The organism is Flavobacterium columnare NBRC 100251 = ATCC 23463, assembly GCF_002530675.1.
GTDB lineage: Bacteria > Bacteroidota > Bacteroidia > Flavobacteriales > Flavobacteriaceae > Flavobacterium > Flavobacterium columnare.
This window is the reverse complement of sequence record NZ_PCMX01000014.1, coordinates 25,215-38,174: the sequence shown is the minus strand read 5'-3', so window position 1 is coordinate 38,174 and position 12,960 is coordinate 25,215. Positions and strand designations below refer to the sequence as shown.

General features: G+C 30.3%; 13 protein-coding genes. 3 read left to right on the top strand and 10 right to left on the bottom strand.

What is annotated here, in order from left to right:
• The coding region (locus tag B0A78_RS14665; RefSeq protein ID WP_211282042.1) for a hypothetical protein at positions 1-224 on the top strand (224 nt) is incomplete at its 5' end.
• A gap of 68 nt (positions 225-292) precedes the next feature.
• On the opposite strand, the gene B0A78_RS02435 is transcribed toward B0A78_RS14665, so the two are convergent.
• From B0A78_RS02435 to rpsF, 6 genes are all read right to left on the bottom strand, one after another.
• Positions 293-985 carry a hypothetical protein gene (locus B0A78_RS02435; protein ID WP_014164399.1) on the bottom strand — a complete coding sequence of 231 codons (693 nt, stop codon included), beginning with the start codon at positions 983-985 and terminating at the stop codon, positions 293-295.
• Positions 979-2,976: an NAD-dependent DNA ligase LigA gene (gene ligA, locus B0A78_RS02430; protein WP_065213662.1), complete on the bottom strand. Its 1,998-nt coding sequence runs from the start codon at positions 2,974-2,976 to the stop codon at positions 979-981. The genes B0A78_RS02435 and ligA overlap by 7 nt, the downstream gene beginning before the upstream one ends.
• Before the next feature lie 64 nt (positions 2,977-3,040).
• Positions 3,041-3,511 (bottom strand): DUF6495 family protein, encoded by a 471-nt coding sequence (locus tag B0A78_RS02425; protein WP_014164397.1) that lies wholly within the window; start codon positions 3,509-3,511, stop codon positions 3,041-3,043.
• Positions 3,512-3,590: 79 nt separating this feature from the next.
• A complete protein-coding gene (gene rplI, locus B0A78_RS02420) occupies positions 3,591-4,034 on the bottom strand; it encodes a 50S ribosomal protein L9 (RefSeq protein ID WP_014164396.1) in 444 nt (147 codons plus the stop codon).
• 68 nt (positions 4,035-4,102) lie between these two features.
• Entirely contained in the window at positions 4,103-4,399 is a 297-nt protein-coding gene (gene rpsR / locus B0A78_RS02415) for a 30S ribosomal protein S18 (protein ID WP_014164395.1), read from the bottom strand.
• Between the two features lie 5 nt (positions 4,400-4,404).
• Entirely contained in the window at positions 4,405-4,746 is a 342-nt protein-coding gene (rpsF, locus tag B0A78_RS02410) for a 30S ribosomal protein S6 (RefSeq protein WP_014164394.1), read from the bottom strand.
• A 171-nt stretch (positions 4,747-4,917) separates the two neighbouring features.
• Between rpsF and B0A78_RS02405 the strand changes: the two genes are divergently transcribed.
• On the top strand, positions 4,918-5,613 hold the full coding sequence (locus B0A78_RS02405) for a LytR/AlgR family response regulator transcription factor (RefSeq protein ID WP_014164393.1): 696 nt from the start codon (positions 4,918-4,920) through the stop codon (positions 5,611-5,613).
• On the opposite strand, the gene priA is transcribed toward B0A78_RS02405, so the two are convergent.
• The 4 genes from priA to nadC all read right to left on the bottom strand — a co-directional run bounded on the left by priA (position 5,610) and on the right by nadC (position 10,334).
• On the bottom strand, positions 5,610-8,057 hold the full coding sequence (gene priA / locus B0A78_RS02400; RefSeq protein ID WP_097609336.1) for a replication restart helicase PriA: 2,448 nt from the start codon (positions 8,055-8,057) through the stop codon (positions 5,610-5,612). The two genes, B0A78_RS02405 and priA, sit on opposite strands and share 4 nt — an antisense overlap.
• A 3-nt stretch (positions 8,058-8,060) precedes the next feature.
• A complete protein-coding gene (locus B0A78_RS02395; RefSeq protein WP_041253319.1) occupies positions 8,061-8,480 on the bottom strand; it encodes a DUF2147 domain-containing protein in 420 nt (139 codons plus the stop codon).
• A 1-nt stretch (position 8,481) separates the two neighbouring features.
• On the bottom strand, positions 8,482-9,408 hold the full coding sequence (locus B0A78_RS02390; RefSeq protein ID WP_014164390.1) for a YihY/virulence factor BrkB family protein: 927 nt from the start codon (positions 9,406-9,408) through the stop codon (positions 8,482-8,484).
• 68 nt (positions 9,409-9,476) lie between these two features.
• Complete coding sequence (gene nadC, locus B0A78_RS02385; protein WP_014164389.1) at positions 9,477-10,334, bottom strand: carboxylating nicotinate-nucleotide diphosphorylase; 858 nt, start codon at positions 10,332-10,334, stop codon at positions 9,477-9,479.
• A gap of 381 nt (positions 10,335-10,715) precedes the next feature.
• Between nadC and B0A78_RS02380 the strand changes: the two genes are divergently transcribed.
• On the top strand, positions 10,716-12,926 hold the full coding sequence (locus B0A78_RS02380) for a T9SS type B sorting domain-containing protein (protein WP_169859075.1): 2,211 nt from the start codon (positions 10,716-10,718) through the stop codon (positions 12,924-12,926).
• Positions 12,927-12,960 lie beyond the last annotated feature (34 nt).

Genomic DNA, 12,960 nt, shown 5'->3' with positions numbered 1-12,960 from the left:
CATATTTTTTATGTGAGCCGGTTTTACTCGTTGTACGTCTGAAAACTCGATTAAAACAAGTATTTCGGCTTAGAAGCAGCTCTAAACCCAAAAAAGAAAAAAAAGGACAGACTAAATTAATGGTTTATTTCCCTGTACTCTTCAAAGCAATTGCTGTTGGCTACTCCTCAACAGAGCCAACTTCCTCTTTGATTAGATATTCAAATATCATCTATTTAGATTAAAAATCTACCAACTATTTTTGACCATATTCCGTTAATTAAAATAGTTTTAAACGACGATTTATTATAATTTATTTCCTTCCTATTTCTCTAAAAAAGTAAGGTCTTACATTTATAAAATATTCAATAATAAAAAAATAGGAAATAACTCTAAATATAAATTTTATACATTTAAAAACTACTTCACAATCCATTTTTACCATAACTACATATACTATATCGGCCATAGCAGAAAAAACAATAGCAATTAGTATATTGTTAAAACAAAGATTATTTATAACTAAATAATTATAGGTGCAAATTGAAATCAATGAAGTCAGTACAACTCCATATACAACAATAGCAATAGAATATTTCATATCTTCAAATGCCAATCCATTTAACAACAAATAGGTTAAAAACATCAAAGAAATGGTTCCTAACAATGAAAAGCTAAAAGCCTTTTGATAAAAACCTATTCTTTTTGTTTCTTTAACAACTAAAAATAGAAGTAATAAATAGGGGAATAAATCCAATCCCATATTAAAAAATCGGATAAACTCAAAATTAAATAAAGTGAGTGCATCAGTACTGAAATAAATCACAAATATAAGTGATACGTATACTATATTTTGTTTTTCTTCTATAGCTAAATAACGAGCTATTAAGGCAGGGATAACAATTGGTTTACAAATAATTAACAAAAGATGATTACCTAATAACATGGCTACAACTGACAAAACACAAGCTACTAGATATACGTACAAAGGGGCGTTTCTTAACATAACATTATATTAAACTCTTCTTCTGATAAAATAGTAACTCCTAATTGGGTTGCCTTTTCTAATTTGGCTGGCCCCATGTTTTTTCCTGCTATTACATAATGAGTTTTGGATGAGATACTACTTCCTACTTTTCCTCCATTATTTTCTATTAATTGTTTTAATTCATCTCTTGAAAATTTTTCAAATACTCCTGATACTACAAAAATTTTACCTTTTAATAAATCAGAAGTTATAGTCGAGACTGTTTCTTCTAATTCTAATTGTACTCCATAGTTCTTTAGGCGATTTAAAATCGTCAAATTCTCTTTGTTTTCAAAAAATTCTATTACACTTTGAGCTATTTTCCCCCCTATTTCATCTACAGTAATTAACTCTTCTAATGTAGATTTTTGTATATTTTCGATAGATTTATAATGTCTTGCTAATTTTTTAGCAACAGTTTCGCCTACATAACGAATACCTAACGCATACAATACGCGTTCAAAAGTAATTTCCTTCGATTTTTCTATTCCTGCTAATAAATTATCTGTTGATTTGTCTGCCATCCTATCCAAAACAACAATTTGTTCTTTTTTTAGTTCATACAAATCCGCATAATTAGAAACTAGTTCATTTTTAAATAGTAAAGCAACAGTTTCTCCTCCTAACCCTTCTATATCCATGGCTTTTCGGGATATATAATGTTGTATTCTACCAATTATTTGAGGAGGACATCCGTAATAATTTGGACAATAATGTTGTGCTTCTCCTTCCTTTCGAATCAACTCAGTTTGGCACTCAGGACAATGAGTAATATAGCTTGTTTTGATTGAATGAATAGAACGTTTGGATTCGTCTATTCCTACAATTTTAGGAATAATTTCACCTCCTTTTTCTACAAAAACTTCGTCATCAATTCTTATATCTAATTTTTCTATTTGATCTGCATTATGTAAAGAGGCTCTTTTTACAATTGTTCCTGCTAATTGAACAGGTTCTAAATTGGCTACTGGTGTTATAGCTCCTGTTCTACCTACTTGGTAAGAAATAGAATTGAGTTTGGTTATTACTTGTTCCGCTTTAAATTTATAAGCTATTGCCCAGCGTGGTGATTTAGCGGTATAACCTAATTCCTCTTGTTGATCTAAATTGTTTACTTTTATAACTACTCCATCTGTTTCATAAGGCATTTCATGACGATGAGTATCCCAATATTCTATAAAATCAAAAACTTCTTGCATAGAGTAAGCTAACTTAGATTGTATAGGGACTTTAAATCCCCAACTTCTTGCTTTTTCTAAACTTTCAAATTGAGTTAGAATAGGTAAATTAGTCCCTATTAAGGAATACAACAAACAATCTAATGGCCTTTTTGCTACTTCTGAACTATCTTGTAATTTTAAACTACCAGAAGCAGTATTTCGCGGGTTTGAATAAGGTGTTTCTCCAATTTCTACTAAGTCCTGATTCATCTTTTCGAATCCTGCAAATGGTAAAATAATTTCACCTCTAATTTCAAACCTATCAGGAAAATCGCCCTGAAGTGTTAAGGGAACTGCTTTAATAGTTTTTACATTATTCGTTACATCATCACCTTGAAAACCATCACCACGAGTTACTGCACGCAATAATTTTCCATTTTCATAAGTAATACTTATAGAAGCACCATCGTATTTAAGTTCACAAGTGTATTGAACGGGTCTGTTTCCTAGTATTTTTTGAACTCGAATCTCCCAATCTAACAAATCTTCTTTTGAATAAGAATTATCCAAAGAGTACATACGATACTCATGCTGAATAGTTGTGAAATTTTTAGTTACAAACCCTCCCACGCGTTGAGTAGGAGAACTAAGATCATCATATTCTGGATGTTTTTTTTCTAGCTCTTGAAGTTCCTTTAATTTTATATCAAATTCATAGTCTGATATAGTGGGGTTATCTAAAACATAGTAATTGTAATTATGCTGATTTAATTCGTTTCTAAGGGCTTGAATTTTCGAAAAAACATCCATAAAAAAAGGCTATTAAAGTAATAAAATACTAAAATAGCCATTTAATTATAGTAAAGCAAAAAAATCACTCAATGATCCCATTTATTTGCATATAAAGTTGTCCATCACTTAGTATAGCTCCTTGTTCTATGAGTCCAAATAGCTCATTATTACGCTCTTGCTTATATTCTTTTTTTCCTCGTAAAAGTTCTACTTTTTCTGTAAATAAATGGTCCCCTAACCATTTTAACCCATCATTAGTCAAAAAGTCTACTTCTGTACTTAGAGCCTTGATAACAATAGTTTGCATGAAATACTCCTGACAATGGAACAAAAAAATATGTCTTTTTGAAAAATGCTCTATAAATTTTGCGCTTTTCAATACACCCTCCCATATTAGATCAGAAAAAACATCTAATTCTTGTTCGGCTACTTCGGGATTGTATATTTTTAACTGATCCCACTCGGCTTTATCTATTTGCTGAGTAGCCAAAAAATTGGCAAATTCCTGATGTAAGGAATCCAATTGTTCTTTGGTAAGTCTCTTATATTTCAAGTCAATAAATTTTAATTATTTATGGTAAAAATAAAAAAAAGTCCCAAAAAGGGACTTTTAAAAAATATCGTTTTTAAAATTAAGCTTGTTCCGCTACAATTTCAAATGGTAAGTCAACGATAACTTCGCGGTGTAAACGAATAGTAGCACTGTATTTACCAATTCTTTTAATTACCCCTGAAGTGATGAATTTTTTCTCGATAGCGTGGCCATTTTTCTCTAAAACTTGAGCTAAATCAGCACTTGTTACAGATCCGAATAATTTTTCGCCACCTGCTTTAGCAGTAATTTTAATTTCTAAAGCCTTAATAGCTTCTGCTTTCGCTTTCGCATCTGCTACAATTTTAGCTTCTTTATGTGCTTTTTGCTTTAAATTTTCAGCTAAAACCTTCTTTGCAGATGGAGTAGCTAATACTGCAAATCCTTGAGGGATCAAAAAGTTACGACCATAACCTGGTTTAACCGTTACGATATCATCTTTAAATCCTAAATTTTGAACGTCTTGTCTTAAGATAAGTTCCATGTTGTTGTCCTTTTAATTTTAGAAGTTAGGTTCCTTATGGAGGAAACCAACAACCTATTTGTTAGTTATTATTTTAATAAATCCGCTACGTATGGCATTAAAGCTAAGTGGCGAGCTCTTTTTACCGCTACAGATACTTTTCTTTGGTATTTTAAAGAAGTTCCTGTTAAACGACGAGGAAGGATTTTACCTTGCTCATTTACAAATTTTAATAAGAAATCAGCATCTTTGTAATCTACATACTTGATTCCTGATTTTTTGAAACGACAATATTTTTTTTGTTTGTTCGTATCAATGTTTAAAGGCGTTAAATATCTGATATCTCCGTCTTTTTTTCCTTTTGCAGATTGTTCAATTGTAGACATATCAATTAAGCTTTTTTAGTTTTTAACTTCTCTCTTCTTCTCTCAGCCCAAGCTACAGCGTGTTTATCTAAACTTACTGTTAGGAAACGCATGATACGCTCATCACGTCTGTACTCGATTTCTAAACCAGCTAAAACTTCGCTAGAAGCTTCAAATTGGATTAATTGGTAAAATCCAGATTTTTTGTTTTGGATTTCGTACGCTAATTTTTTCAATCCCCAATCCTCTTTAGCAACAATTTTAGCACCTTTTGAAGTTAAAAAATCTTCAAATTTGCTTACTGTTTCCTTTACCTGAGTTTCAGATAAAACGGGATTCAAGATGAAAACAGTTTCATAATGATTCATAGTAATAAAATTTATTTGTTATAAAATTGGGTGCAAAAGTAATAACTTTATTTTAAACAGCAAATATTTTTCCCTATTTTTCGACGAAACAACTGATTTTCACGAAAATAATTGGACAGTAAAAAAAAATAAACTATTTTTAACCGTCCAATCTATTTTAAACTGTTTCCCATGAAGTTGAATTGTATTGTGGTAGACGACAGCTCTATCCAAAGAATTTTAGTAACTAAACTAGTAGAAGCACACCCCTATTTGAACCTAGTAGGTGAATTTTCAAATGCTGTTGAAACTAAAGGTTGTTTAGCTGTAAACGAGGTAGACTTATTATTTTTAGACATAGAAATGCCTATTATTAATGGTTTTAATCTATTAGATGGTTTAAAAGAAAAACCTCAAATTATTTTCATCACTGCTAAAGCTGAATATGCACTAAAAGCTTTTGATTATGAGGCTACTGATTATTTACAAAAACCCCTTACTAAAGAGCGTTTTAACATTGCGGTCAAAAGAGCCATGGATTTACACATGCTCAGAAAAGATCATAACACCGAGGAAGAGGGCGAACACATTTATATCAAAAGTAATTTAAAAAAGCTAAAAGTATATACTTCTAAAATAAAGTGGATTGAAGCTTTTGGGGATTATGTAAAAATAGTTACAGAAGAAGATAGCCACCTTGTTCTATCTACCATGAAGTCTTTTGAAAAAGATCTTTCAAAAGAAAAATTTGTTCGTGTGCATAAATCTTTTATTATTAATATTGACAAAATAGAAAAATTTAATAGCAAATTTGCCGAAATTGGTGTTACAAAAATACCTTTGAGCCGCAACAAAAAAGAGGAGCTAATGCGTGTATTAGAAGCTTAGCTTACATCTACATTAACTCCTACTCTTATAGACCTATAAATAGGTACCGCTTCAAAACTATTCAGTATCTTCTGGATAGTTTTTTTTGTATTACCTAAATGCTTATCTTTTGGTATTTTTATTAAAATAGTTCGAATATATTCATTTCTAATTTTACTAATTGGTGGTTCTTCTGGACCTAGTACTGGCATTTGCAAACTTTGTTTTAACACCTGACACAACCACATAGAACCTTCTTTTAACTTTTCAAATTCTTTATGTTTTAAAGTTAACCTTATTAATTTATAAAAAGGAGGATATTTGTATATATGTCGTTCATACAACTGCTCTTTATACATACCTAAATAGTTATGATCTGTAACTTGCTGTATTGTATTGTGCATAGGGTTATAACTTTGTATAACTACTTTTCCTTTTTTCTCACTTCTTCCTGCCCTACCTGCTACTTGTGTCATCATTTGATAACTTCTTTCAAAGGCTCTAAAATCAGGAAAGTAGAGCATATTATCAGCGTTTAAGACACCAACCAGTGAAACGTTATCAAAATCTAATCCTTTTGCTAACATTTGGGTTCCTACTAGAATATCTATCTCTCTGTTTTTAAAACTATAGATCAAACGTTCAAATGAGTGTTTGCCTCGAGTTGTATCCTGATCCATTCGTTTGATATTTTTAGAGGGAAATAAACTGGCTAACTCCATTTCTATTTGCTCTGTTCCAAAACCTTTAGAGGTAAGATCAATGCTTGAACAAACATGACAATTCGTGGGTTTTGCTATGTTATAACCACAATAATGGCAACGCAATTGATTTTTAAATTTATGATATGTTAGACTTACATCACAATGTGGGCATTCTGGAATATGTCCACAGGTCATACATTCTAGAACGGGAGAATAACCTCTTCTATTCTGAAAAAGGATAATTTGCTCTTCATTATACAAAGCTTCTTGCATTTTATCAATCAATATTTGACTAAAATGTCCAGTCATTCTTTTTCTAAAATAACTATCTTTTAGATCAACTAAAATAATTTCAGGTAAAACAGCATTTCCAAATCGTTCAAAAAGCTCCACCAAACCATACTTTCCTTTTTGACTATTATAATAACTTTCTAAACTAGGGGTAGCTGATCCTAGAACTACTTTTGCTTTTAACTGATGAGCGAGTACTATAGAGGCATCTCGGGCATGATAACGTGGTGCTGGATCTACTTGTTTAAACGTTTGTTCATGTTCTTCATCTACAATAATCAATCCTAATTGTTGAAAAGGTAAAAATAACGCTGATCTAGCCCCTATTATTACCTGTGCTTTTTCAGAATCTATTAATATATGATTCCAAACTTCTACTCTTTCATTATTTGAGTACCTAGAATGGTAAACAGCTATTTTATTTCCAAAATGCTTTGTTAATCTTTGAACTAATTGAGTCGTTAAAGCTATTTCTGGCAGCAGATACAGAACTTGTTTTTCTTGTTTTAAATAGTGTTCTATAATTTTAATATAGACTTCTGTTTTTCCAGATGCAGTTACCCCATGCAATAAACAAACATCTTTAGTTTCTAAAGCTTCTAATATTTCCTGATATGCTTTTTGCTGCGCATGACTTAAGATTATTTGGCATTCTTCTACTTCATCAAAAGACACGCGGTCTTGTTGTAACAAATATTCTTCAAAAATCTGTTTATCAACTAAAGTTTTTAGAGTACTCGCTGCTATTCCTGAAAACAATAATAAATCCTTAGTCGCAATTGGTTTTTTTTGAGTAGCTATGAGTTGAAAATAACTTAATACTAGTTGTTTTTGTTTTTGTGCATTTTTAAGAATTTGCAATAATTCTTCTAGTTGATTAGGTTTATCAAATCGTTCTACCAAACGAATATACTTAACTAATTTAGGTTTATATTCTTCAATCATTTCTTCTTGAAGAATTAAAATATCTTTATCTAATAACGATTGAATCACTGGAAACACTTTCTTTTTATTAAGAATAGCTGTTACTTCTGATAGTTTTAAGGCAGTTTGATTAGAAAGTGCTTCTACTATTAAAAATTCGTCATCTGATAAATCAGACGTATTTAAAACTTCTTTTTTTGTTGAAATTATGGTTTCACTTTCTAATATAAGTGAGGATGGTAATGCTGTTTTATATACTTCACCCAAAGAACACATATAATAACTAGCTATCCATTTCCAAAACTCTATTTGAATAGTTGTTACGATAGGCAATTCATCTATAATTTGATGAATTTCTTTAGCTTCATATAAAGTAGGAGCTAGATGATGCTTACTAATGGTGAGTCCCGTGTAGAATTTTGTTTTACCAAAGGGCACTGCAACACGCATCCCTATTTGTATAAAAGAAAATTCCGCTTCCGAAACTTCATAGGTAAAAGTTTGTGGAAGCGAAATAGGGATAACAACTTCTATAAAATAGCGCATGAATTAGCTTCTTACCCAAGTTTGTGAACGTCCGATAAGAGAAATTCCCATATAACCTCTTACGGTTAAACGATCTTTCCCATTTAATTTTATAAAACATTTGTACACATTTCCTGTTTCAGGATCCGTAATACTTCCTCCATTATACTCCTCCCCGTCTTTTCCAAGTCCTTTAATAACTAATAAACCTAAAACAGGTTTGTTTTTATCAGACCCCTCGCATTTTTCGCATTTTCTATCGCGTTTTGCTGGATCTAAAATTTCAATTACCTTACCAAATACTTTACCATTTGATTCAAAAATTTCAACTACTGATTTTGCTTTCCCTGTTTTATCATCAATAGTTTTCCATTTTCCAAAAACAGATTGAGCGTTCATTTGTAAACAACCAAAAAATAAGGTTAAAAGTGCAATTTTTTTCATTTTATTTAATTTTTTTAAGTTTTCGTATCGAGGCATCTAATTCAAAACCGAGTAATAATACCATACAATTGATCCAAAGATAAAAAAGGAATACTAAAAGTGTACCTATTGAACCATAAAGTTCATTATATTTTGAAAATTTAACAACCCAAATACCAAAAAAGTAGGAAGATACTACTATTAATCCTGTAGTAAAAACGGTACCAATTGTAATAAGTCGCTTTTTTTTAGACTGTTTAATACCATATTTAAACAAAACAGCCGTTGCTAACAAAATCATAATAATTACGAAAGAATACCTTCCCAATTCTATTAATGATATTTTGTCAGATACTCTGGAACTTAAAACATCTTGTATAATAGTCTTTTGGATGATTATTTCTAAAAAAATAATCGCTGATATTGTTATTATTAAAATAGTGGTAAGTATTAGCGAAATAATCAGAGCAACAAAATATTGCCTAAAATAAGGTCTCTTTACGGTAACGTGTAAAGAAGTTTCAAAACCACTCATAACAGCATTTACTCCATTAGTCATTAATAAAACAGATAAAAACACCCCCCATGATAATAATCCTGTTTGACTATTATTAAGAATGTCTTTTATAATATTTTCAATGGCATCAAACGTTGTAGGTGGTACATTATCTCTTACAAATAGTAAAAAATCACTTTGAAAACCTTTAATAGGGATGTATGGGATTAAATTTAAAATGAATAAGGCAAAAGGAAACAATGCCATAAAAAAACTAAAAGCAATAGCAGCTGCTCTATAACTAATTCCTCCTTGAAGAATTCCTACCAAATAAAACTCTATTAATTCATAAAATGATAATCCGTTTAGCCAAGGTAGTTTGATATTATCTAAAAGAATCACCAATTGTTTTAGCAGTGGTATTTTTAAAAGTATTTCTTTTGTATTTTCCATTTTTTTAGTTACAGAATAAATTATCTGTTTTTAGAAGATGTATTTTATTTTGGATTATCAAGCAATAATTAGATAGCTTTTAAGGACAAGTCCATATTATATACAGAGTGTGTTAAAGCACCTGAAGAAATATAATTTACCCCACATTGAGCATATTCTCGTATGGTTTTTTCATTAATATTACCTGAAGATTCTGTTAAACATTTGTTTCCAATCATTTGAACAGCAGTACGAGTGTCTTCAAAATTAAAATTATCAATTAAGATGCGGTACACTCCTTCTGTTTGTAAAATTTCTTCGATTTCGGTCAGATTGCGAGCCTCTACAATAATCTTTAAATCTAAATTATGATCTGATAAGTATTTTTTGGTTTTAGTTATTGCTGAAGTAATACCTCCCGCAAAATCAATATGGTTATCTTTTAGCATAATCATATCATAAAGAGCAAAACGATGGTTTTCACCACCTCCTATTTTTACGGCCCATTTTTCACAAGCTCTAAAACCTGGAGTAGTTTTTCTGGTGTCTAAAACTTTTGTTTGAGTACCTTCTAATAATTGTACATAATGATTTGTTTTTGTAGCTATTGCACTCATACGCTGCATAGAGTTAAGTACTAATCGTTCTGCTTTTAAGATAGATTGAGAACTCCCTGAAACATACAAAACAACATCCCCGAATTGAACTGGGGTTCCGTCTTGAATTAAAACTTCTACCTCTAAATCTGGATCTACATAATTAAAAATCATTTGAGCAAACTCTACTCCTGCAATGATTCCTTGGTCTTTAACCAAAAGTTTTGCCTTACCTACTTCTGTTGCAGGAATACAAGCTAAGGAACTATAATCTCCTGGACCTATATCCTCTCTTACTCCTTTAGCTATTATATCTATAAGTTCCTCTTGAAACTGTTTTTCTGAAATCATATTAATCTGCATTAAAAGGGTTAAAAATAATGCATTTTTGGGAAAAAATAAATTAAAAATTAATTTTCCCTTTCTAAACCTAAACAACACATCTATTCAAACCTTTTATTATCAAATAGTTAATTTAAGTTTTATTTTTTTACTTTTCCTCAAAATATTTCATCTAAAGTTCTTATATAATATTCGACAAAATTTTTACAAATTGATATTGTTCTTCAAAATCATTAAAAGGTATTGATCGTTATGAAATTCTTTTTATTTATAAAAAATTCTGTTTATAGATTTTTACAATGTTTAAAGTATATTCGCTTCATGAAAAAATATCTTTTAAAAATTCTTCTATTTTTTGTAATATTAAATTCTCACTCACAATATATAAATGTGAATGATCAGTATACTGCTAATGATTTAGTGACTATTTTTTTAGGGGGTGTAACCTGTGGCAATGTATCCAATGTTTCCATACATGGTGGCGAAAATTATGGAAATCCGAGTATTGGTTATTTTGATAATAATAACAGTTCTTTTCCTTTAAAAAATGGCATTATTTTAAGTACAGGCAAAGTTCTAAATACTGTAGGACCTAATACAGGTAACCTATCCGATGGATCCATACCTTGGCAAGGAGATGATGATTTAATGCAAGCACTGGATATAAGTAACACATACAATGCTTCTGTATTAGAGTTTGACTATATTCCTTTTACCAACAAAATTTCTTTTGATTATATTTTTGCTTCAGAACAATATCTTGCAAACCCATCTCCTAATCAATGTGGTTATACGGATGGATTTGCCTTTTTAATAAAACCTAATAATAGTAATCAAAGTTATCAAAATATTGCTTTAGTACCTGGGACAAATACCCCTGTAACTGTGCAAAATATTAGAGGTTCTGGAACAATTTGCCCTAAAAGTAATGAAGAATATTTCGACAGGTTTAATGGATTTGATTCTCCTATTGCGTTTAATGGTCAAACTAAAGTTTTAAAAGCTCAATCTAACGTAATAGCCGGCAATTCTTATCATATAAAACTAGTGATTGCTGATCAAGGCAACGAAAAATATGATTCGGCTATTTTTTTGGGAGGTGGCACTTTTCAAAGCGAAACTTTTTTAGGAAACAATCATACTATAACCTCTCAAAATCCTTATTGCGCAGGAGAAATAGTAGAATTAAACGCATTGCAATATGGAACTAACAATACTTATACTTGGTATAAAAATAATGTAAATACTGGAATCCATACTCCTAAATACCTAATTACAGATAATACAAATACCAATGAAGTTGAATATCGAGTTGAAGTACTTATTAATGGAACTTGTGTTTCTAAAGGAAATGTTACTGTGCAATTTATAAATATTCCTCCTTTAACGCCTCAAAATTTAATAGAATGCGATTTTGATAAAGATGGTAAAGGACATTATGATTTAACAAAATTACATCAAGCATTAACTCTTAACAACCCTAATTATAAAGTTGTTTTTTCTGAAAATTCAAATGGAATACCTATCAATGATCCAACACGTTATCTGTCTTCTCCTAAAACTATTTTTGCTAAAGTAAGTAATAGCTATTGTTCAAATGAAACAACTGTAAATCTTCAACTTTCCAGCATTAGCCCTATTAATAAAAGTTATACTAAATGTGATCATGACGAAAAAATAGATGGCTTTACTAATTTTATTTTAGATCAAGAGCTAATTCATAACATTATTTTACCCCCTACGAACTATACAGAAATAAGTTTTTACAAAAGCGCAAGTGATGCTGAAAAAAAACTTTTACCTCTAACGAATACTTTTAACAATACAATAAAAGACGAACAAAAAATTTATGCTCGAATAGATCAAAACAATTCGTGTCACAACATTATTGAAATAACTTTAAAAGTAAATTATATCAATCCCGATATTGTAAAAGATAGTCATCTTATAATTTGTAAGGGAAAAACACTAACAATTGAAGCCCCTAAAAATTTCACACATTACCTTTGGAATACGCTAGAAAATACCAATAACATTATAATACATCAAAAAGGAGTATATACCGTTGAAATTACTGATTCACAAGGATGCAAAGCCTTAAAAAAATACTTTGTTCAAGAGTCAGCACCTGCTACTAATATAAATACAGTAATTACTGAATTTTCTAACACCAATTCATTAGAAATTTTTTATACCTCTAATGGTGGCGATTATGAGTTTTCTATAGACGGAGTTGTATATCAAAACTCTAATTTATTTACTAATCTTGAGCAAGGAGAATATCATATTTCGGTTAGAGATAAAAATGGATGTGAGCCAACGCCTTATCAAACAGTTTATTTGTTAGATTATCCTCGAACTTTTACGCCTAATAATGACGGATACAACGATACATGGTACATCAAAGATTCTAATTTTAAAAGGAGTATTGAACAAATAGAAATTTTTGATCGTTATGGCAAACTCCTAAAACAATTAAATCCAAACCAATCATGGGATGGAACATTTTTAGGAAATAATTTACCAGCTGATGATTATTGGTTTGCTATTAAACTCTACAATAATAAAACGATTAAAAATTATTTTAGCCTTAAGCGATAAATAATTAGCTTTGTGAGTTTTTTATTCAACCCCC